We start from the raw sequence: 21,096 nt of genomic DNA, 5'->3' as shown, positions 1-21,096 counted from the left end.
ATTCTCGCATGCTGCCGCACGCATCACGCCAGACACTCCTACCACACACCAACCCGCAGCTTAAATATGCGACTTTAGTTGCACTTAGCAAACCACGCACTTTCGTAACAAACTTAACGAGTCTATGAGTTTTGTGTTGTCGGTTAATGTGTTGAGAGGCTGGAAAAATTGTGTTCAGTGCTAAAAGAGGACTGAGAAGCTACACTCTTGAAGAAAGGCGAACACAATAAGCGCCTTTAACAGCCAGAGCGCCCGAAGGACGGGACGCACGCAAACACAAATTTTCTAGCCTCGTCAAAAACAAAAAACTAAATCAGTTACAAAACTCATAGACGATACTCAAGAATAACGTAAACAAAATCGCGAGGAGAGAAATCCACCAAAACTCGCGCAACATCAAGCAAGAGCGAAAGCAGGCCGTCGCTCAAACTCGAGAAAATACTGCGTGCGTATTTGGTGCGATATACTAAAAGACATGACTACACAAACTTTTGAAGCACTCGCAAAGTCGCGATTTTCTGCACGTGATTTTCTAAATAAACCAGTCGATTCTAAAATACTTGAAACTATTTTGCAAACAGCTGCACAATCACCGAGCTGGTCTAACACTCGTGGCTACATGCTCGCTATTGCTCAAGGAGAACGCAAGCAGCAGCTTATTGATGCATATACGCAAAAATGCAAAGCAATGTTTCGTACTAAAGACGCTACCCTTAGCGAAGAAGAACGCCTGATAGCACAGAAAATGAGCCAGCCGGATGGAGATTTTCCTGTAATGGCTCCGTATCCACAATCGCTTAAAGAGCGCAGTGCGCGTTTAGGGTTGGCGTTGTATAAACATTTAAATATTGATCGTAAAGATTTTCCTGCTCGAAACGCTCACACTTTGCGCAACTTCCAGGCGTTTGGTGCGCCAGTTATGGGATTTGTGCTTGTGCGTCGCGATTTTCTGCCATTTGCTGCGCTGGATGCTGGAATTATGCTGCAAACGTTACTGTTGGCTGCCAAAGAGCAAGGCGTAGATTCATGCCCGCTTGGCGTTCTTGCTACATGGCGTTCACCGCTTGACGAAGTATTCGACATTCCGACGGAGTATGCGCTGATTACTGGTTTTGCGCTGGGATATGCGTCTGAAGCGCACGTAAATGCTTTCCGCGCGGAGCATCCGCCAATCGAACTTGCGCAAGAAAAGTAACTTCGCACAAACCAATCTATCTTGCAAAACCCAAAGTACTTTGGAAAATATCAGATAGTAGTGCCGGAAATACCAGGATTGTTTACTCAAATACGTAGGCTTGATTAGGTTGCAGTAATGGTAAAAGATGTTGCTGCAACTTTAAATGTTAAAGTCAATGGCGTGAAAGTAACTCCGAAACTTAGTGAGCAAGATGAGCTTATGCTTCAGCGCATGTTAGATGCAAAATCTGCAGCTATAAAAACTCAGGAAGAAGCGTCTATGCTTATGCGTGAAACAGTTCGCTTATTAAGGAATCAGGGATTGACGGTTCGTGATGTTGCAGAGCTTACGAGGGTTACTCCGCAGCGAATAAGTTCGCTTAAAGCTTAGTGATTTAATCACAATGTGGTTGGGGCTATGCGCACGGAAGTCGCTCAGTAGTGTATAAACTCTATGCAAAATAAATCATTCTCTGGTATTACACAAGCTTAAAGAATCATAAATAAAAATCATCATTTAGTGTGATGCAAACTCTTTACGGCGATTATAGGCTATTAAGCAAAAGCTGAAATTCTAAATAAAGTGGTAATCAGAAAAGCGTTAATTGCAGCATTATCAAGCACTTTATTTATTTTGGGTCAGTTTGAGAGGCTCGTTTCGACGCATCCTATGTGTTTTACGAGTTTGGTGAGTAAGGAGCTTTGTGTTATGCGTAAGTTTACAAAAGTACTCTTGTTGGCTGTTCTGCCAACGTGTTTGCTTACTGCATGCGCTGGTAGAGCAGTTGATGATAGTCAACAGCAGGCATCACATGATTCAGTTCCACTTGTTTCAGTCAAAAAACAGCCTTTAACACAAGTTGTGTCGGGTAAAGCAGTAATAGAACAATCATCTACCTTTGTTATCACTGCTGTAAGTAGAGGGAATTTTTCTCCATCTGTAAAAGCAGGAAGTGCTGTAAAAGCTGGAAGTATTTTAGGCTACAATGCTGGTAACAAAATTATTGCTCCCGTAAACGCTAAAGTTGTGTCAGTAGCTGAATCATCTGCGGACGTGCCTAAATCTTTCCCGCTATTCACTCTTAAATATGAAGGTTTTTCAATAAGCCTTAACGCAAAAGCTTTACTTCGTTCTGCTGATATTGCAGATGTTAAAGGTCGCTTCCAAGTTGAAGATGGTGTTGGACCAACCAATTGTTTGCAAATAGTACAAAGCGGTGGAGCTTCTACCGATGTTGCAGCCTCGGGTAGTAGCAAGAATGATAATGCTGATTCAACTCAAACAGATGAGTCGAGTGTGCAAAGTACGCCTAGTGTATCGTCAAAAGTTTTAACGTGTTTAATAGATAAAAGCACAGAAGTAGAATCAGGCCAAAATGCGACGCTTGTTTTTAATGGCAAGCATAAACAATCGGTTTTAACTCTGCCTGTTAGTGCGGTTGCTGGAAGAGTCCAAAAAGGTTTAGTCTCATACAAGAAAGGCGATAATTGGGAGCGTAAAGAAGTTGGTCTTGGAATCAGTGACGGCGCTAATATTGAAATTACGTCTGGCTTGCATGAGGGTGATGTTGTAGCAGGTGTTTCTCCTGATCTCATTCCAGGAGTGCAATGATTATGGGAAACAATCCTGTTCCGCTGGTTGAACTACAAGACGTGTCAGCGCGTGTAAAACTAGGCAATGGCGAATGGCTTACCACTGTCAACTCTGCTTCTATGCTACTTAATCAAGGTGAAACATACGCGGTAGTTGGCAGGTCTGGCTCTGGCAAAACAAGTCTTATTTCTATTATTGGATTTTTGAATAAAAATTTTACTGGAAAATACTATTATTCTGGCAAGTCAATCCAAAAGTGTAGTGATGCTACAGTATCGCATATGCGCGCTCGAAATATTGGTTTTGTTTTTCAAAACTATTCGCTTATTAAGCATTTAAGCATTAGAGAAAATGTTGAGTTGCCGCTTTTGTACGCAGGGCTACAACAAAGCAAGCAGACAAGAAGAAAAACGATAGAAGAAGCATTATGTGCTGTTGGATTGCAAGATAAACTAAATGAATACCCTGGAAGGCTATCAGGCGGTGAACAGCAGAGAGTCGCAATAGCGCGTGCCCTAGTTACTAATCCCGAATTACTTATTTGCGATGAGCCAACTGGTGCGCTCGATAGTAGTACGGGAGAAAAAGTGCTTCAAGTGTTGCATGATCGTGTTCAAGAATCTGGAACAACATTACTATTAGTCACTCATGATATGAAAGTGGCTCGTTCTTGCTCTCACATTTTTACTATGGAAGGCGGTGTTCTTTATGACCATGCTGCTTAAAGATTTGCGCCTGTCTCCTATGAGATCTTTCCTCACAGGTTTTTCAATGTTTATTGGCATCGTTGCTGTTATTGCGTCAGTGCTTATCGGCACGGTTGGTAAGGACTATCTTATTGCAACTAACGAACAGCTAAACGGCCGTAGGCCAACATACGAGATTACTTTTTCAGCACAAAATTTTGACGAATATTCAGTATTTAACAAATTCTTAAATCGCATTGAATCCGCAAACCGTAATGCTAACGTTATGCTACAACCAAACACTGGACTACTGTTTAGCGCTTCTATGCCAGCTTTGAATAGCGTAAAAATAAGCGAAGAATATAAAACCAGCAATCTTCAATATGTTGACGCTGTTTACACTACGTCAGGATACAACAAAGTTTATAACTTACCTATTGTAAGTGGAAGATGGTTTAGTAATAGCGCTAAAAGCAACGCATTAGAAATGGTAGTAAACCAATCTGCTAGCAAAAGATACAAGATTGGTGAAGTAGCATTTATTACTTCTCGCAAAACAACACAAATGAGTCCTATAAGGATTGTTGGAGTTGTGAACGATGGCGTAGACTCAGCAAAAGTATACGTGAATATTCTAGGCTTGTTACGTTACGCTCCAACTCTTTGGGAATATTCTGAAAAAGAAGCTCAAGGCTCAATCTACTGGTTAAATAAAGAAAATCGTTCTCAAAAATCAATTAAATCTTATGTTTCAGATGCTCTTTACGACTGTTGCGGTGGACAAGTAAATGAAATTAGAAGACATGATAATAGTGATAATTACGAGAATGTTATAACAGTATTGCAATTAAGTTTTGCTATCGTAGCAGCATTATTGCTTTTTGTTTCCGCGCTAGGTTTAATCAATATTGGTTTAGCATCGTTGGAGCAGCGCACACATGAATTGCTTATACGCAGAGCCTTGGGTGCTACTAGATGGTCGATTGCTTCACTTGTGTTAGGCAGCGCGATTATTTTAGCGCTGATAGTTTCGATTGCTGCCGTCGCTGTTTCCTTTGGTCTTGTGTCTATAGCATCAAGTTTTTGGGATGCAGCAAGCCCAGTTAGTCCGCCAGTTTACCCATATGAAGCCGCTATTGGAGCTGTTATTGCGGCTTTTATAACAGCACTTGCTGGAAGTGTGGTGCCGGCAATAAAAGCATCGCGTTTACAACCAGCATTAGCATTGCGTTAATTTTCAAAAAATAAGAAAGAAGGAATAATGAATAATCATACTATTGGTAAAGCAACTCTTATTATTGGTGTGCTTAGTGCGATTCTTATGTTCAATGCTTGTGGAGGAGTAGGCAACAATAATGCGAGTGGTATGGGTGGTGCGCGCTCGCAAAATAGTTCGCCTAGAGAGACTGTTGATTTTGCTCATATAGAGAAGGAATATCAGGAATCTGTGGCAAAGCTTAGTTGGCCTGAAAAATATAAAGCTCCTGCAAACTTGGTTGGAGAAGAAAAAGACAGTCAGTTCCAGAGTGGATATGGCGATACACAAGCATCTAATTATTATCAGTGTGCTTGGGAACGGCAATGGCTAGACACGTATGCTAGTGATGAGCGCGCAGCAAGTAAAGCTTTGCGTGAGCTTGAAAAAGTGCCTAGTATGCCGTTTATGGGTCCAGACCGTTGTGATGATGCAACGCGAAACTTTTTCAAAGAGCACATGCGTAAAGCAAAACTGGGAGATCCGTCAGGATTCCAACAGGATGTGCAAACTAATTGTCCTGTGATGTAATTGCATTTGTATAGCTTTGTTGTGCTGATTTTATATGCAATGCCTATTTACTGAATTGATAAATAGGCATATACTTATATGTGTGAAGCGAAAAGAGTTGGAGAAAAGACTTAATCAATGAGTGCTACTGAGCATGATAATGCAACGACTTGTTTGCAAAATGTGACCGCTATAGCTCGCAGATGCGATGGCTGGTGGGCTATAGAAGTGCCAGAAATACCAGGATTATTTACTCAAGTACGTAGACTTGATCAGGTTGCAGCAATGGTAAAAGACGCTGCTGCAACGTTAAATGTTAAAGTCAATGGCGTGAAAGTAACTCCGAAACTTAGTGAGCAAGATGAGCTTATGCTTCAGCGCATGCTAGATGCAAAATCTGCAGCTATAAAAACTCAAGAAGAAGCGTCTATGCTTATGCGTGAAACGGTCCGCATACTAAGGAATCAGGGATTGACGATTCGTGATGTTGCAGAGCTTACGAGGGTTACTCCGCAGCGAATAAGTTCGCTTAAAGCTTAGTAACTTAATGCAATATAGTTGAGGCTATAAGCAAATGAATTGTTAAGTAACGTATACACTCTATGCAAAATAAATCATTAACAGATAAATAATAAAGGCCAAGCCGTAGGATGCGTGGCTACAGCTTGGCCTTTGAAAATTGTGATATGTTTTTATATTAAAATTCGCGGTCTAATGCTTTTACTTATTTTTGGCTATGCCAAGAGCTTTTGAACTTTCATCCTTATCAAGGCCTATAAATAGAAGCACAATTATACCAATAATCAGCGGAACATAACCGTATCCAGATCCGTGGATTATGCCGAATATTTCCATAAGCCCATTTGCTATTACAGCTAGTGAGGATACGATAAAATATAGTTGCGCGCACCACGGTTTTTTAATGAGAAACATGGTTGTAAGGCCAAATAATCCAGCGATAATTTGAGGCACTCCCCATAGATAATCATTACGCATTACAATCAGCGCAATTCCGCTAGCAAGAAATACGCCATTGGCTATTGTCCAAAATACGGACGGAATTTGTGCTTTTGTATCTTCTAAATTACTCATATTCTTCTCCTTCTAATACAAGAAAATAATTGCGTATATAAAACCTTTACAATTTATAAATTAATGGCGCGCTAAAAGGTAAACAATATCTTGTATATGAAAACCTTTACAAATAATTACTAACTAAAACTACTCAAGATTCATTAATCTTTTAAACTGAATCAGTAAAGTATACTATTTATACGGTTATGTTCATTTTTTAAAGGGATAACTGCATTACATTCCCAATACTTGCCAAAGGCTCGAAAATAAAGTGAACCGCCTAAATGCTTTAGGGTATCGCGATGAAGCAGAAGCCCTTTTTGAGATACTGCGCGAATCGCATCTTTACTTTTCTTGCCCAAAAATCGAACATTGAACTGTTTTATAACAATTTGTTTTTCGCGTATCGAAATTCTGATGTAATAAACTAAAGAAGCATATTTTCGAATGTTCAAATATAGTTCTTCGATTAATTCAATAACTTCACAGATGATTTCATCGCTAATGTCTTCAGGAATATCGTTACTAGATATATTGCATATGGATCTTCCTTTTAATCCACATGATTCATTGATTGAGTCGTTCATTTGTAGCGTATCTTCAATGCGCTGAATGAACTCGCTTCGAGCATCATGCTTAGCAGTATTTCCACGTAGAATGTCGATAATATTATGACCTTCTTCAAAAGCCTGATCTGCCAAATCATTTATTTCTTCAATAGCTTCTCGTTGCTTTTTAGAAATAGACTTGTCAAGTAATGCTATTTTACTTTGTAGTGCAATATCTGCAATCTTATTAGTTAATTTATCGTGCATTCGCACAGCCAAATTAAGATTATTAATTGTTTGCCTATCTTTTTCATAGAGAACCATTTTTTGGTGATAAATGCGCAAAATAATACCAGTGCAAACGCAAAATATATTTATTAAAAGGTAAGCAATAAGATACTTGAAAGACAAAGTTGATAGGTATCGGTATGCAACGTAGTGTAATGCATCTAGTACTAAGAATAAAGGTAGTGTAAATTGAATCGGATATAAATATGAAATAAAAACAAATGATATGATGAGCCCGAAAGTTACTGGTGGAAGATTCAGACTAGGAATAACAAGAATGCTGAGGTGCACAAAAATATAGCACATGCTCATAAAATGCGGGAGCAAGCAAAGGAACAGATTCATAGCAGCAAGAATCATGTAAACTATGACAAGTTGTATTGTGCTATTGTCGCTATTTGAGTAAATATATGCATCCATTGCGCTCGACAAACATCCCAATAGTAAAAATGTTTTATTGTCAATAAGCTTTTCTCGCAAACGCCGCATTAAGAAAATAATCATTGTGTATCATTCCCTAAATATTCATCATGCAGCCATGTGGTAATAAGTTGTGAACGATTCGTCACATTCAACTTTTTGAACACGCGACGAAGGATAGTTTCCACAGTACAAGTTTCAACAAATAAACGTTTAGCGATTTGCGCATTTGTCATGCCTTTACTGCACAACTTTACAATTTCAGTCTCATGATCCGTTAAAGCAAGGCGTCCCTTTTTTGGCTTATTTTGCAAACGTTGAAATGCTGTCATCGTGTCGTCAAAATGAAGATCATCTATTATTTGCGGCTTGAACGCGCCTTGGATAATACTGCTAAGCATAGCGCAAATAGTTTCTGGGTGGTTTTTCCCAACAATGCCTTGTGCGCCTGCCGCCGATGCTTTTAAGGCATAATCGTTGATAGGGAATGAAGTTATAGCAATTATTATTGGGAGTGAGTATCTTCTTCGCAATTCGTATAATATTTTAATTCCCGAAACCCCAGACATATACATGTCAATTAGCAGCACGTCTGGGCATCGATTTTGACAAAACTGAATTGCTTGATTGGCACATGTGGACAACCAGCAAATACTGCAGGACGGAACAACCTGTTCAATATATGTTTTTAGGCCGTGTAGACAAAAACAATCATCGTCGACAATGCCAACAGTAATATGCTTTGCTGCCATACTGCTCCTTTATAAAAGCATTATTTAAGTAATAATAATACTTGAATTTGTATAAGGAATATCTTGTCTAGGAAAACCTTTACAAATGGAATCTTATAAAGGTAGTCGCTGAGAGCTTACGGGGGTTACTCCGCAGAGAATAAGTTCGCTTAAAGCTTAGTAACTTAATGCAATGTGGTTGAGACTTGGCGATGGCTGAGGCTTGGCGATGGCTGAGTAAAGAAGTTGCCATGTGTGCTTTATAGCTTCATTGCGCTGTCGCACTAAATGGCTTGTTATATGCTTCTTTTTACCCATGTTGATGGTGTCCAATAATCTTTGGTAAGCATTGATGGGTATGTTTGTTTACGAGTTTGAATAATCCATAAGGCTATACCTGTTGAAACAAGTATTACGCCAGATGCAATCATTATGAATAATGATGAATTTAGATTTCCCCATGCTAGTACGCTTGCATACCCCACGATAATGCCGCATTGCTCCATAATAGAAGTAAAAGTAGTAGTCGCGCCGAGAATGCGCGTTGGTATGCCGTCGAGAAGAGCTGTTTGCCCATAGACAATAGTGGCGTCAAAAATAATACCTGCAATGAAAGCAGAGCAAAGAAAAAGAGCAATCCAGTTATTAAGTGCGAAAATAAGTAAAGGAATAGAAAGGAATCCAGGTAATAAAATAGAGTATAAAATCTCATAATGCAGCACAATATATTTGCATAATACTGAACCTACAATCATGCCAATGTTAAATATGCTGACTATTGAACCCCACGTGGATGCCGAATGAAAAAGCGTGAGACAATGATGTGCTCCCATTAGTCTGAATGCAGCAAGCCATGAGCCTGATTGTAATGCGGATACTACTCCTAAGACTATTAACCATGGTGTAGATTTCATATACTGTAGAGAAGCTGCAAAACCAGCAGTTTTATTGCTTCCTGTTCCTGTTTTCGTATTGTTTGCGCTATTTTGTGCTTGCTGGTTTAGATTAACTAACAGTAGAGGTAGCGCCGCTAATATCATCACAATAGCAATGCTCGTAAAGAAAATGAGCGGATTGCATATATCAACAAATATGCCAGTAATCGCAGGTGCGGCAAGCCTGCTGAGATTAATCCACATACGCATGCTTGCTAAAAATTTAGTTTTTTCGCCAGTCGGTACGCTATATGCCATTAATACTTTTTGATTAGGCGAAGAAAATGCAGTAAAGAACCCGAATATTATGCCGAGTAGTGTAACCGTAATAGCAATAAGATTATGCTGTGCTACTAGAGCGAAACCGTATCCAGTACACAACAAGGCAAAACAAAACGTTAGTGCTATAAACAATCTAGTTGGTTGATATTTATCTGCGATAATGCCGCCAAGTGGTGCTGCTATGCAGGTCATAAGTGCTACTGATACCGCGTTAAGCGCTGCGTGAGATAAGTCAACATGTATTAAAAGATATAGACTCACGCCAAATCTACAGCTTGTTAAAAGAAAAGCATTAAGCGATAAAACGGCAATAATAAGAGTTGTACGAATCCGTGCCGCAGTGTTCATTTCCTTCTCTTTTTTCTTTCATGTTATGAATGTCTTTCATATTCTGAATGATATATGCCTCTTGATATACACCTTTTTCTGGACTGTGTGTGAAATAAGTGTTTTACTGCGATTTATAGTCAGGAGTTGCGGCTACTGGCGATAGTAGGAGAGGAAGCTGGAGAGTTTGCCCATTGCGTCACGAAGCGTTTGCAAGCGCGGCAAGTAGACTACGCGGAAGTATCCAGGAGTCTGCCAATTAAAGCCTTTTCCGTGCACAATCAGCAACTTCTGATCGCGTAGCAAATCAAGAGCAAACTGTTCATCGTCGTGAATGTTGTATCGACTTGGATCGAGCTTTACAAACATGTAGAAAGCAGCGTCTGGCCGCTCAACGCTTACGCCATCCATCTCCTGAATAGCGTTATAGCAGTACTCGCGCTGCTCATACACGCGTCCGCCCGGCTCCAAATACTTCTCAACGCTCTGGTATCCGCCCAAAGCAGTCTGAATAATCGACTGCGCAGGAACGTTAGAGCACAAGCGCATATTAGACAGCATGTTAAGTCCCATAATGTAGTCGCGAGCCTTGGATTTATCTCCCGAAAGACTCATCCAACCAATGCGGAAGCCAGCAATCATATGCGACTTAGAAAGTCCGCTGAAAGTTACGCAGAACACGTCTGGAGCAAGAGAAGCAATCGAAATATGCTTCTTGCCGTCCATAACAAGACGGTCGTAAATCTCGTCCGCAAAAATAATCAGATTAAACTCGCGCGCAATCTTAACAATCTCTTCCAAAACTTCGCGGCTATACAGCACGCCCGTAGGATTATTTGGGTTAATAATCACGATTGCTTTAGTGCGAGGCGTGATTTTAGAGCGAATGTCGGCAATATCTGGGTACCAATGCGACTTTTCGTCACACATGTAGTGCACAGGAGTGCCGCCAGCCAAGCTCGCACACGCAGTCCACAGAGGGTAGTCCGGGCTTGGTATAAGAATTTCGTCGCCGCAATCAAGAAGCGCTTGCATAGAAAGGTTAATCAGCTCGGAAACGCCGTTGCCGGTGTAAATATCTTCCATTTGCACGCCTGGAATGCCCTTAAGCTGATCGTATTGCATAATCGCTTTGCGCGCAGAGAAAAGTCCGCGGCTATCCGAGTAGCCTTCGCAATCAATAAGCTGCTGCTGCATGTCGTAAATCACTTCGTCTGGAGCGCGGAATCCAAAAGGCGCAGGATTTCCAATGTTGAGCTTTAAAATATGCGTTCCGTTTGCTTCCATGCGGTTTGCTTCTTCAACAACCGGGCCGCGAACATCGTAAAGCACGTGCTCAAGTTTGGTGGATTTGTTGAAGTTCCTATGTTTGAGCGTTTCGGAAAGTTCAGCTTCCGTAAGCTGTGGCTGATTTAATTGCGATTCTTCTTCAGACTGGCAGTTTTGCTCGATTTTTGCGCAAGAATGACCGCCTTTGATGCCGTCGCCGTTGATTCCAAGAATTTCGGCAAGCATGTTACGCACGTCTTTGCGAGGCTCAGTTTTGCCGCTTAAATACTGACTTAACTGGCTTTTGCCAAGCTTATGACCGTTTTTCGCTGCAAGCTCGATTACGTCAATCTGCTTGTACCCCTTGCGTTTCATAGCTTTCTTAAGCTCATCAGCAAAATTCTGTGCCATAATCTGTCTTTCTCGTAAAATCAGCGTTTATAAATTGAACAAGTTTATAGCAAAGTTCAAAATATAAGTATTAAATTGAACTATTTATATTTTTAGTGATGATTTTACGCGCAAATTTGCATTTTGCAAAGTAAAATTGAATTTATTTTGAACTTTTGAACAAGTTCCTCTTTATTTTTAAATTATTTTGCATTTCAATAGATTTTATATTAGTTGCCATGTTTCGATAAGCTGAAAAATAAGGTAAATAAACAGGGGGAGTTATAGTAGTATGCCAGTTTTTGAGCTAATTCTATACATCATGGCGGTTGTAGTGCTGTCATCATTCTTGGAACGTTTTATACCGAGAGTTTCAGTGCCGCTTGTGCAGATAGCCATGGGTGTTATAGCTTCAGAACTGCCTTTCTTCCCAAACGTTACTTTCGATCCAGGGCTTTTTATGATCGTAATTGTTGCGCCTTTAATTTATTTTGAATCGCGTGAGATAAATAAGTTAGCGTTATTGTCTTCATTTAAATACTCAGCAACTCTTGCTGTTGGTTTAGTACTGGCAACTATGGTCGCAGTTGCTGTGCTTTTACCTGCAATATGGTCATTTATACCGATTGCCGCTGCAGCTGTGTTAGGGGCAGCTTTGGGACCGACTGACGCTGTGGCAGTAAGTGCGTTAAGTCATGAAGTATCGCTTACTGACAAACAATTTAGCGTACTACAAGGTGAATCGCTGTTTAATGATGCGTCCGGAATCGTAGGCTTCCAGTTTGCAGTTCTTGTTGCTGCGTCTGGTGTTTTCGATATTACGCCAGCGCTAAGTAGTTTTGCATCAAAATTCTTTGGTGGAATTGCAATTGGCGTATTTGTAGGATTAGCTGCAAATTGGTTGTTTGAAAAAATCAGATCTTTAGGTTGGGAAACTACAAAAACGCGCATCCTTATGGAACTGTTCCTTCCATTTTTGCTTTACATGGGTGCTGAAGCTATTGGCGCTTCTGGAATGCTTGCGTTGGTTACTGCAGGTTTACTTGCAAGATTTGATCGTTCTGGCGTGGGGCCAAACGTTTCGCGCACAAATATCGTAGCGAATAGTGTTTGGAGCGTGCTTTCGTTCGGTTTGAATGGCGCTGTTTTTGTGCTTTTGGGTATTGCATTACCAAAAGTTATAGGCTCAAGTTGGAATGATGGCGGAATAAATAATTTTCTATTGGTTGCGATTATTGCAGCAACTTTGCTTATCGTTATTGGCGTACGCTTCTTGTGGATGCTGATTATGGTTCGCATGGTGCGCTCTAAAAAATTCAAAGCAACAGGCGGATTAAAGTCTGCTGTAATTATGACTTTAGGTGGCGCAAAAGGAACTCTAACTTTGGCGTTAATGTTTACTCTGCCAATGAGCTTCCCATTGAGGAATGAGCTTATTTTCGTTGCGGGCATTGCGATTGTAGTAACTTTGCTTATGGCGAATTTCATTCTGCCGATGATTGCGCCGAAAAAGAACAATACTGAGCTTGAAGAAGTTACGCCTATTGTTATTGAAGTTCTTAGACGAACGGTTGAAGAATTAACTGCAAATACTACTAGTGAAAATCGCCGCGCAGTATTAGCTGTAGTTGACTCTTATACTGAACGAATTGAACGTTTAAAACAGCATATTGGTTGTAGAGATGCAAAAGAGTATTTAGATTTGCGAATTGAAGCTCTTAATTGGGAAAAAGATTATATTAAGCAGCGTTTGCGTAAGCTAAAGCAAGATTGTTCTTTATCGAAACAGGAATTGCTGGAGGTTGAAGCTTGTGAGCGTCTGTTGGATCAAATTATGAATTCTTTACGTCACATTCACACTGATAGGCAGTTGGGAACCCTCATGTGGCATGTTCGCGGAAGGTTAAGAGCATTACAGCGTCATATTGGAACAGTCATAATGCGAGTAAGTAATATGATTCGCAGAACAGCTCCACTCTTACAAGAAGACGTTATTTTTGTGCATATTCGTCAGTTGCATATTGAAGTTATTCAGCACGTTATTGAACGACTATATAATGTCATGAGCAATCAGGAATACGCAGCTGAGTACTGTTCTGCACTTTTGCGCGAGTACAGGAGTGTTGAACGATTGTTGCGTTCTAGACCTAATGTGAGCTTGAGCGTGCGTTTAATCGAAAATATTGAAGAAGTAAAGCGTGAAAGTTACGCAATAGAATTGCGTATTATTCACGATATGTATGAAGCTGGCGATATTACGCGAGTTCAAGAGCGTCAGTTGCGTAATAATGTGTATGTTATGAATGTTGATACTAACGTGGATATGTAATTATTGGACGTATCATAAACTGTTAAGCGGTTTGCTACCATAAAAGCTATGTATTTCTTTACTCCGAGGCGCTGCGAATCTACCCAAAAAATCATGTACAAGAATAAAGGGCAGGCTCTTATGGCGGCGGAGCAGAGTTTAAGAGAGCGCGGCGCGCAGTTGTGGGTTTATGCTTGTGAATATTGCGGTTGTTGGCATTTGACGCATAAAAATCCGGTGGATCGAATGTATTCAGATATGCGCTCGCCGTCTGCAAGCACAAAGCCAAAATCTAAAAAACGCGGGTACAAGCCAAGACGGCGCTAAGTTAAAGCTGCGCTAAGTTAAAGCGTAACTAATTAAGCAACATTAAAACCTTGTCTTGCAACCTGCTCAACATCTTCTGCCTCATGCTTTTTCGCGCTATTATCCGTTGCTAACGCAACAATTTGCGCACTAAAAGCGTCAACTGGTCGGCTGGCGTTTCGCAAATCGTAGTATTGATGCACGCGAGCGTCAAAATCAGCAAGATTTTCTAATAATTCAGCGTCGTCAGCAGGGTAAGTATTCTCAAAAATTTGCATGTTAGCGCTCATTCGCGGCTTTAATTCAGGATTTTGCGCAGGCTTACCAATTGCCAAGCCGAGAACAGGGTACGTGTATTCAGGCAAATTCAAAATATCAATAAGCTGAGTTCTACTGTTCAAAATTGAACCAAGAATTACGCAACCAAGTCCCAAAGATTCCGCGGCAGTTTCCATGGCATGAAGCGCCAAAATAACGTCGTTTTGAGCCTGTGTAAAGCGGTAACGAGTTTTAAGCATAAACTCATCGCTGCTGGTATCGATGCCATTTTTTCGCGCAATTGCAGCGTTTCTGTGTTGGTCAATAATAAAAACGTACAGTAGCGGAGCAGTAGCAATATAGGTTTGATTGCCAATTTCGGAAAGCTTCTGCTTAATTGAAGCGTCAGTAATCCTAATCGCTGACCAATCGTTCAAAAACTGGCTGCAAGCAGCGCGCTGAGCCACGGTTTCAAGAGTTGCAACCGTGGCTTCGTCAATTGCTTCATTGCTAAAAGCGCGAATTGAGCGGCGGTTCAGTAAAGTATCAATAGTTTCGTTATGACGTAAGTTTTGCACGTTTCTTTTGTCCCTTATCTTATTTTTCTTATTTCGCTTATTTCTGCATTCTCAGTTTATTTGTTCAAAATTAGAATTTATTTTTTCTAAATTGACGCTTTCTTTGCCTTCGTGCAATATAAGACAATGTTCCGCTGCTTACTAAGCGACCCACAATCGTAGTAAGAATCGCAGAAAATACTGCAAATCCAAGAGACATTAGCAACGGCTCTTCTTGATTAATACACTGCTTTTGTGCAATTTTTTCTTTAGAAAGATTGTTAGGACGATTATTAGAGTTTAAATTGATCTTTTTAGTATCAACATGTTTTTTCCATATTACGTGCGCAATCTGCCCGGCAATAAACGTTGCAAGAGAAGGGAGTGCGGCTTTAAGTAACGAATCTCCTAAAGTATTTGGGTTTTTTAATCGGCGCTCGCGAAGCGCATCAATCTTACGATTCGCTGCATTAAGTCGCTGTACTGTAGCCTGAGCTGCGCGATGATTGCGAGCGTATTTATTATTTGCCGATGATAATTGCGTCATATTTTCTATGTTAGTGGTAACGAAATACCAATTTTGGCGGTAACATAGAACAGTAATCTTGATTTGCAGCAGTGTGGATGCATTTTGAGAATTGTTTACGTAAAAATCAGTCGTGCTGTGCGGCGCCCGGCGCGATAGAAGGGTACTTGGCGCGCTAAAGGAATGTGAAGCTATGCAAACTAATGGCACTCAAGAATCGAATGATGAAAAGTGTGAAGAACTTGGACGTTTAGTGCTACTTCGTCATGGGCAAACTGCTTGGAGTGTGTCCGGCCAACACACTGGGCGCACAGATTTGCCGCTTACTGAAGTTGGTGTTGAGCAAGCAAAAGAAGCTGGGGAGCGTTTGCGTAAGGAATTTCCGCAAGGTTTTAATCCAGATTGTGTGCTTGTTAGTCCGCTTCGTCGCGCGCAGCAAACAGCTCAGGGTGCGGGATATTCTCCATATACTTTGTGTGAAGGGGTTGTTGAGTGGGATTATGGAGCAGCAGAAGGTCGCACTCGCGCTGATATTGCTGAATTAAGTGGAGTAGAGTCTTGGGATGTGTGGAAGCATGGTCCGAAAGTTCTTCCTTCTCATATGATTACTGATGCTAAAGAAACTTTGCCAAATGGTGAAAATGTTTCAGTGCATCGTACGTCTGGTGAAACTTTGCAAGCGGTTGCAGAAAGAACTCAGAGTGTTATTGATGTTGCAATGCCTAAACTTAAGCAAGGCAAAGATGTTCTTGTGGTTGCGCATGCGCACGTATTGCGAATACTTACAACTCGTTGGCTGGGAGTAAATCCTGAATTTGCGCGTCTTCTTCGCTTAGATACGGCGCATTATTCTGTGTTGGGTGCTTACAAAGGTGACAATGTAATCGTGCATTGGAATTGCTGAAATGCAGATTAGAATTTCAGATATTTTATTGTGATTTGCACAATTTTTATTGCAGATACATTTATATATTTGAGTCTTGCGTTTGCTGTAGTATTGGTTCACTACTGTGGTTTAAACAGTATTCAATAGTGGTAATTAGTTAGTTTGGAAGAGATTAGCAGTATGTGGAAAGGTTCGATGATGAGTCGTTCAGTTAAGTCGATTATTGCGCTAGTGGTTTGCGCTGTTTTGGCGGCTTGCGCGTTTGCTGCTTTTGGTTTTTCTAAGTCTTTTGGTGCAAATACCGATAGGTCTGCTAATGGGAAGGTTATTTTCTTCAACTTGAAGCCTGAAGCTACTGCTGCATGGGAAGAAGTTGCTAGAAAGTACACGGATGAAACTGGTGTTACAGTAAGCATAGTTACACCAACTGGTGGCCAGTATGAAAAGAGACTTAAAACTGAAGTCGAGAAAAATAAAAATAATCCAGATGGCATGCCTACTCTATTTCAGATTAACGGCCCTGTGGGCTACGCTAACTGGAAGGATTACACTGCGGATCTAACTAGTTCTCCTCTTTATATGCAACTTAGCAATAAAAATCTTGCTTTTACGGATAAAGGTAAACCAGTTGCTGTGCCATATGTTACTGAAAATTACGGCTTGATTTACAACAAGGCTTTGCTTGCTAGGTATGCGGATCTTAAAGATGCAAAGTTGAAGCCGGAAGAAGACGGCAAATCTTTTGAAGATCAAATAACTAATTTTAATAAGTTGAAAGAAGTTGCAGACGATTTGCAAAAACGCAAGGATGAGCTTGGAATTGACGGTGCTTTTGCGTCTGCAGGTTTTGATTTGAGCTCCGACTGGCGCTTTAAAACACATCTTGCAAATATGCCTTTGTATTATCAATTCAAGGAAGATGGTGTTGAAGGCCAGCCGCAGAGAATAAATGAAAAATATGTTGATAATTACAGGAAGATTTTTGACCTTTATATTTCTGATTCCACAACTCCTGTAAGTCAGTTAAGCACTAAAACTGGCGAGGATGCTGTTTATGAGTTTGCTCTTGGTAAAGCTGTGTTCTACCAGAATGGTACTTGGGCTTGGGGTGATCTTTCAAAAGCTGGCATAAAGCCTGCCGATGTTGGCATGCTACCAATTTATATTGGTGTTAATGGCGAAGAGAAGCAAGGTATGGCTACCGGTTCTGAAAACTATTGGTGCATTAATAAAAAGGCTTCAAAAAAGAATCAGCAGGCAACTAATGCCTTCCTTAGTTGGTTACTTACTTCAAATTATGGTAAGGATGCTTTAGCTAATAAGATGGGCTTTGCTACTCCTTTCATAGGTTTCCCTAAAGCAGAAAATCCTCTTGTTCAGGCCGCTGTTGAGTACACTGCTAAGCCTGGCAAAGTGCCTGTTAAGTGGGTGTTTCTTACTATGCCATCTAACGGTTGGAAAGACGATGTTGGCTCTGATCTGCTTACATACGCTCAAGCGACAAAAGACGGTATGACTTCTATTGGCGCTGAAAAGGCGTGGAGTACTCTTAAATCCGCATTCGTTAACGGCTGGGCTAAGGAATATAAGATTGCTCATGCGCAGGGTTAGCTTAATTAAATAATTTGTTTTAAACTATAATCCTCAAGGGGTTGCGCAATCGTTTGCTAAATTATTGCGTAATCCCTTTAATTATTTCCAAAAATATCTGTCAATTTTATTAAATATATTATTATGTGCCGTTTTTATGGCGACACGCGTTAATTTAGGTTATGCCATCGTTTGCAATATTCAAATAGTTGAGGCATAATAAGTATTGTCGATAAGGACACCTAGTGGTGTGGCAGTCCAATGAAGGGATTGTCGGCATACGAGAAAGGTTCGATGATGAATCGTACGATTAAGTCAACAATTGCACTGGTAGCTTGCTCAGCGATGGCTTTTGGCGCTCTCGCAGCTTGCGGTTCCTCTTCCAGCGAAAAAGCCGCTGAGAAGGGCAAGGTTTACTTCCTGAACTTCAAGCCTGAAGTTGCAAACCAGTGGAAGGAAGTTGCTAAGGAATATACCAAGAAGACTGGCGTTCAGGTAAAGGTTCAGACCGCTGCTTCTGGTACATACGAGCAGTCTTTGAAGAGCGAAATCAGCAAGGGCGACGAAGCTCCTACACTCTTCCAGATTAACGGCCCAGTCGGTTACGCAAGCTGGAAGGATTACACTGCTGATTTGAAGGATACCGAGCTTTACAACCAGCTCCAGAACAAGGATATTGCTCTTAAGGATGGAGATAAGGTTGTTGGTGTTCCATACGCAATGGAAACCTACGGCTTGATTTACAACAAGGCTTTGCTCAAGAAGTACACCGAGCTTAAGGATGCAAAGGTAAAGTCTGCTGAAGAAATCAACTCCTTCGACAAGTTGAAGGCTGTTGCTGATGACATTCAAGCTCATAAAGCAGATCTTGGTGTCGATGGTGCATTCACTTCTGCAGGTTTCGATTCCAGCTCTGACTGGCGCTTCAAGACCCACCTTGCAAATCTTCCTCTGTACTACGAGTTCAAGGAAGATCACGTTACCAAGCAGCCTGCAAAGGTTAAGGGTACGTTCCTTGATGGTTACAAGAAGATCTTCGATCTTTACATCAATGATTCCACCACTCCTGCAACTCAGCTCAGCTCCAAGACTGGTGAAGATGCAAACGCTGAATTCTCCCAGAACAAGGCTGTGTTCTATCAGAATGGTACTTGGGCTTGGGGTGACCTCTCCAAGGCTGGTATGAAGGCTGAAGATCTTGGCATGCTCCCAATTTACATTGGTGCTAAGGGCGAAGAGAAGCAGGGCTTGGCCACCGGTTCTGAGAATTACTGGTGCATCAACGATAAGGCTTCTGACGCTAACAAGAAGGCCACCAAGGACTTCTTGAAGTGGTTGCTTACTTCCGATGCTGGTAAGGATGCTTTGTCCAAGCAGATGGGCTTCACCACTCCATTCAAGAGCTTCGCAGATATTAAGTCCGACAATCCATTGACTCAGGCTGCTGTTGAAGATGCTAAGTCCGGTAAGACCCCAGTAAGCTGGAACTTCACCGTGATGCCATCTGATAACTGGAAGAATGATCTCGGCTCCGCTTTGCTTGAGTACGCTCAGGGCACTGGCAAGTGGGATAAGGTCAAGACTGCATTCGTCGATGGCTGGGCTAAGGAATATGCTCAGGCTCACGAAGATGAGGACTAATCTTCATTAAATAAATTAATATCAAATAAATTAATAGACGTTGCACCTCTGACGTAAGTAAGCAAAGGTGACGTAAGCGAATCCGCTAGGATACTGACACAGTTTAGTGTTAAGTCCTAGCGGATTTTTGTTATTGTTTATTATTTCGATGTTGCTTATTAAACAGTAAAACTGTTAAACCGTGTAATTATAAAACCGTGAAATTGAGAACCTATAAAACTTATAAAACTTAAAATGCTTACTCGCTTAATAAAGCCGCTGTACTTGAGCGCACAATAAGTTGAGCTGGCACAATTCTATAAGGATTGTCAATTTTCTGACCGTTTATAAGCGAAAGTGTTATTTTAGCTGCAGTTGCCGCAATCTCAACCGGATCTTGCCTAATAGTAGTTAAACCAGTTTCGTGAGCGTAAAAACTATCGTCAAAACCAATAATTGATACATCGCTAGGAGTTGCATAACCGCTACGAGCAAGCTGGAACATAAGAGGTATTGCAATTCCGTCTTCCTGGCAAGCAATAGCAGTTGGCATTGTTGCGTTTCCAAGAAGCATAGAAACTATAGCGCTTATTCTGTCTAAATTAGCTGGAGCAACAATCTCAATTGGCGTAATAGCGTTCTTTTTACACTCGTCAATAAATGAATGATAACGTTGCAATACGCTGAAATGTAGTGAAACATCGCGAGTAGTGCGAACATATGCAATATTGTGATGCCCTAATCCAATCAAGTGGCGTGCCATAAGCCGCGCGCCTTGATCATCGTCAATATTAATAGTTGCGTCAAAATCGCAGTCCTTAGGATGCAAGCAATTTATGCCAACAATAGGCACTCCTGTAGTTTTAAGCTGCTCAATTTCGTTAGTGTTTACGTCAAAAGAGCATACAACAACAGCGTCTGCGTTTCGTCTAGTTGGAAGCATTGTGAAAAATTCGTTACGCTCTTCAATGCTAGAAATCTGGAAAATAGATAAATCGTAGCCTGCGCTGTGAAATACTTGATTAAGACCTTGAATAATAGATGCGCTGAACCATAGGCGAATTTGATCGCTTACAAGTAAAGCTATGCGCAAAGTTCGTCCGGATTTTAATGCTGCTGCAGATTTGGAAATAGAAAAGTTTAATTTTTCTGCGATTCCCAATACTTTGTTGCGTGTTGAAGCGGAAACTAGATCTGGTCGTGTAAATGAACGAGACACGGTAGAAACAGACACGTGTGCTTTATCTGCAACATCTTGAATATTTGCCGGCATGTGAACTCCTTTATTCCCATACGCCAAACGTTTTAACACGGCATCGTTTAGGTTGTTCGATACGGACTTTTGTGGTTCGTAATAAACAAACGTTTGCAACCGTTTCCATTTTAGCAGATTTTGTTAAAAAGCCAATGATAGCAAGCAATTTTTTAATTATAGAATTGTAATTTGTTATAAATTCTTTGCAAGAAAATGACAACGTTTGACATCGCTCATTCATGTAGTAGAATGAAGATATTGGTTCGGATATCGACGTCTATGGTGACGTCGCACTCAAGGAGGAG

General features: G+C 40.9%; 19 protein-coding genes and 1 pseudogene. 12 read left to right on the top strand and 8 right to left on the bottom strand.

The annotated features are described in order from the left end of the window. The first annotated feature begins 475 nt into the window (after window positions 1-475). The 7 genes and pseudogenes from NG78_RS03445 to NG78_RS03475 all read left to right on the top strand — a co-directional run bounded on the left by NG78_RS03445 (window position 476) and on the right by NG78_RS03475 (window position 5,761). Window positions 476-1,195, top strand: a complete 720-nt coding sequence (locus NG78_RS03445; protein ID WP_004574777.1) for a nitroreductase family protein — start codon at window positions 476-478, stop codon at window positions 1,193-1,195. 21 nt (window positions 1,196-1,216) lie between these two features. Further along, window positions 1,217-1,567 (top strand): annotated as a pseudogene (locus tag NG78_RS03450) (XRE family transcriptional regulator). A 318-nt stretch (window positions 1,568-1,885) separates the two neighbouring features. Further along, on the top strand, window positions 1,886-2,788 hold the full coding sequence (locus NG78_RS03455; RefSeq protein WP_004574775.1) for an efflux RND transporter periplasmic adaptor subunit: 903 nt from the start codon (window positions 1,886-1,888) through the stop codon (window positions 2,786-2,788). Continuing rightward, window positions 2,785-3,495: an ABC transporter ATP-binding protein gene (locus NG78_RS03460; protein ID WP_004574774.1), complete on the top strand. Its 711-nt coding sequence runs from the start codon at window positions 2,785-2,787 to the stop codon at window positions 3,493-3,495. Before NG78_RS03455 ends, NG78_RS03460 begins: the two co-directional genes overlap by 4 nt. After that, the gene (locus NG78_RS03465) at window positions 3,479-4,690 is read left to right on the top strand and encodes an ABC transporter permease (RefSeq protein ID WP_004574773.1); all 1,212 of its coding nucleotides are present in this window, start codon (window positions 3,479-3,481) and stop codon (window positions 4,688-4,690) included. The genes NG78_RS03460 and NG78_RS03465 overlap by 17 nt, the downstream gene beginning before the upstream one ends. Window positions 4,691-4,717: 27 nt before the next feature. Further along, on the top strand, window positions 4,718-5,242 hold the full coding sequence (locus NG78_RS03470) for a hypothetical protein (protein ID WP_004574772.1): 525 nt from the start codon (window positions 4,718-4,720) through the stop codon (window positions 5,240-5,242). Between the two features lie 117 nt (window positions 5,243-5,359). After that, window positions 5,360-5,761, top strand: a complete 402-nt coding sequence (locus NG78_RS03475; protein WP_004574771.1) for a type II toxin-antitoxin system HicB family antitoxin — start codon at window positions 5,360-5,362, stop codon at window positions 5,759-5,761. 180 nt (window positions 5,762-5,941) lie between these two features. Here the strand turns inward: NG78_RS03475 and NG78_RS03480 are convergent, their stop codons facing one another. From NG78_RS03480 to NG78_RS0105835, 5 genes are all read right to left on the bottom strand, one after another. Further along, entirely contained in the window at window positions 5,942-6,313 is a 372-nt protein-coding gene (locus tag NG78_RS03480; protein WP_004574770.1) for a hypothetical protein, read from the bottom strand. Between the two features lie 161 nt (window positions 6,314-6,474). After that, on the bottom strand, window positions 6,475-7,635 hold the full coding sequence (locus NG78_RS03485) for a hypothetical protein (protein WP_004574769.1): 1,161 nt from the start codon (window positions 7,633-7,635) through the stop codon (window positions 6,475-6,477). Beyond that, window positions 7,632-8,303, bottom strand: coding sequence for a response regulator transcription factor (locus NG78_RS03490; protein ID WP_004574768.1), 672 nt, complete (start codon window positions 8,301-8,303; stop codon window positions 7,632-7,634). The genes NG78_RS03485 and NG78_RS03490 overlap by 4 nt, the downstream gene beginning before the upstream one ends. 275 nt (window positions 8,304-8,578) lie before the next feature. Continuing rightward, the gene (locus NG78_RS03495) at window positions 8,579-9,847 is read right to left on the bottom strand and encodes an MFS transporter (protein ID WP_004574767.1); all 1,269 of its coding nucleotides are present in this window, start codon (window positions 9,845-9,847) and stop codon (window positions 8,579-8,581) included. Window positions 9,848-9,979: 132 nt separating this feature from the next. Beyond that, window positions 9,980-11,506, bottom strand: coding sequence for an aminotransferase class I/II-fold pyridoxal phosphate-dependent enzyme (locus tag NG78_RS0105835; RefSeq protein WP_004574766.1), 1,527 nt, complete (start codon window positions 11,504-11,506; stop codon window positions 9,980-9,982). Between the two features lie 271 nt (window positions 11,507-11,777). Here NG78_RS0105835 and NG78_RS03500 point away from each other — a divergent pair, with 271 nt between their 5' ends. Both NG78_RS03500 and NG78_RS06195 read left to right on the top strand, forming a co-directional pair. Further along, window positions 11,778-13,814 (top strand): cation:proton antiporter, encoded by a 2,037-nt coding sequence (locus tag NG78_RS03500; RefSeq protein ID WP_032837738.1) that lies wholly within the window; start codon window positions 11,778-11,780, stop codon window positions 13,812-13,814. Window positions 13,815-13,862: 48 nt separating this feature from the next. Further along, a complete protein-coding gene (locus tag NG78_RS06195) occupies window positions 13,863-14,120 on the top strand; it encodes a hypothetical protein (RefSeq protein WP_029599928.1) in 258 nt (85 codons plus the stop codon). 32 nt (window positions 14,121-14,152) lie between these two features. Here the strand turns inward: NG78_RS06195 and NG78_RS03505 are convergent, their stop codons facing one another. Then, window positions 14,153-14,935: a nitroreductase family protein gene (locus tag NG78_RS03505; RefSeq protein WP_004574763.1), complete on the bottom strand. Its 783-nt coding sequence runs from the start codon at window positions 14,933-14,935 to the stop codon at window positions 14,153-14,155. A gap of 70 nt (window positions 14,936-15,005) precedes the next feature. Further along, entirely contained in the window at window positions 15,006-15,461 is a 456-nt protein-coding gene (locus NG78_RS03510) for a DUF4235 domain-containing protein (RefSeq protein WP_004574762.1), read from the bottom strand. Between the two features lie 172 nt (window positions 15,462-15,633). Between NG78_RS03510 and NG78_RS03515 the strand changes: the two genes are divergently transcribed. From NG78_RS03515 to NG78_RS03525, 3 genes are all read left to right on the top strand, one after another. Continuing rightward, window positions 15,634-16,344 carry a histidine phosphatase family protein gene (locus NG78_RS03515; protein ID WP_004574761.1) on the top strand — a complete coding sequence of 237 codons (711 nt, stop codon included), beginning with the start codon at window positions 15,634-15,636 and terminating at the stop codon, window positions 16,342-16,344. 177 nt (window positions 16,345-16,521) lie between these two features. Further along, window positions 16,522-17,937, top strand: coding sequence for an ABC transporter substrate-binding protein (locus NG78_RS03520; protein WP_019260507.1), 1,416 nt, complete (start codon window positions 16,522-16,524; stop codon window positions 17,935-17,937). Window positions 17,938-18,210: 273 nt separating this feature from the next. After that, window positions 18,211-19,557, top strand: coding sequence for an ABC transporter substrate-binding protein (locus tag NG78_RS03525; protein WP_019260508.1), 1,347 nt, complete (start codon window positions 18,211-18,213; stop codon window positions 19,555-19,557). 238 nt (window positions 19,558-19,795) lie between these two features. Here NG78_RS03525 and NG78_RS03530 read toward each other — a convergent pair whose 3' ends face one another. Then, a complete protein-coding gene (locus NG78_RS03530; protein WP_004574758.1) occupies window positions 19,796-20,809 on the bottom strand; it encodes a LacI family DNA-binding transcriptional regulator in 1,014 nt (337 codons plus the stop codon). Between the last annotated feature and the right edge of the window lie 287 nt (window positions 20,810-21,096).

Source organism: Gardnerella greenwoodii 00703Dmash, assembly GCF_000263635.1.
Taxonomy (GTDB): Bacteria; Actinomycetota; Actinomycetes; order Actinomycetales; family Bifidobacteriaceae; genus Bifidobacterium; species Bifidobacterium greenwoodii.
Note: the sequence above shows the minus strand (reverse complement) of the source record. Positions and strands in the feature narration are given on the sequence as shown.

Excerpts from the sequence above, each read along its gene's own strand:
- NG78_RS03490 (WP_004574768.1), bottom strand. The coding sequence starts at position 8,303 with ATGGCAGCAAAGCATATTACTGTTGGCATTGTCGACGATGATTGTTTT.
- NG78_RS03510 (WP_004574762.1), bottom strand. The coding sequence starts at position 15,461 with ATGACGCAATTATCATCGGCAAATAATAAATACGCTCGCAATCATCGC.
- NG78_RS03515 (WP_004574761.1), top strand. The coding sequence starts at position 15,634 with ATGCAAACTAATGGCACTCAAGAATCGAATGATGAAAAGTGTGAAGAA.
- NG78_RS03500 (WP_032837738.1), top strand. The coding sequence starts at position 11,778 with ATGCCAGTTTTTGAGCTAATTCTATACATCATGGCGGTTGTAGTGCTG.
- NG78_RS03530 (WP_004574758.1), bottom strand. The coding sequence starts at position 20,809 with ATGCCGGCAAATATTCAAGATGTTGCAGATAAAGCACACGTGTCTGTT.
- NG78_RS03475 (WP_004574771.1), top strand. The coding sequence starts at position 5,360 with ATGAGTGCTACTGAGCATGATAATGCAACGACTTGTTTGCAAAATGTG.
- NG78_RS03520 (WP_019260507.1), top strand. The coding sequence starts at position 16,522 with ATGATGAGTCGTTCAGTTAAGTCGATTATTGCGCTAGTGGTTTGCGCT.
- NG78_RS03495 (WP_004574767.1), bottom strand. The coding sequence starts at position 9,847 with ATGAACACTGCGGCACGGATTCGTACAACTCTTATTATTGCCGTTTTA.
- NG78_RS03525 (WP_019260508.1), top strand. The coding sequence starts at position 18,211 with ATGATGAATCGTACGATTAAGTCAACAATTGCACTGGTAGCTTGCTCA.
- NG78_RS0105835 (WP_004574766.1), bottom strand. The coding sequence starts at position 11,506 with ATGGCACAGAATTTTGCTGATGAGCTTAAGAAAGCTATGAAACGCAAG.
- NG78_RS03485 (WP_004574769.1), bottom strand. The coding sequence starts at position 7,635 with ATGATTATTTTCTTAATGCGGCGTTTGCGAGAAAAGCTTATTGACAAT.
- NG78_RS03445 (WP_004574777.1), top strand. The coding sequence starts at position 476 with ATGACTACACAAACTTTTGAAGCACTCGCAAAGTCGCGATTTTCTGCA.
- NG78_RS03465 (WP_004574773.1), top strand. The coding sequence starts at position 3,479 with ATGACCATGCTGCTTAAAGATTTGCGCCTGTCTCCTATGAGATCTTTC.
- NG78_RS03460 (WP_004574774.1), top strand. The coding sequence starts at position 2,785 with ATGATTATGGGAAACAATCCTGTTCCGCTGGTTGAACTACAAGACGTG.
- NG78_RS03470 (WP_004574772.1), top strand. The coding sequence starts at position 4,718 with ATGAATAATCATACTATTGGTAAAGCAACTCTTATTATTGGTGTGCTT.
- NG78_RS03480 (WP_004574770.1), bottom strand. The coding sequence starts at position 6,313 with ATGAGTAATTTAGAAGATACAAAAGCACAAATTCCGTCCGTATTTTGG.
- NG78_RS03455 (WP_004574775.1), top strand. The coding sequence starts at position 1,886 with ATGCGTAAGTTTACAAAAGTACTCTTGTTGGCTGTTCTGCCAACGTGT.
- NG78_RS06195 (WP_029599928.1), top strand. The coding sequence starts at position 13,863 with ATGTATTTCTTTACTCCGAGGCGCTGCGAATCTACCCAAAAAATCATG.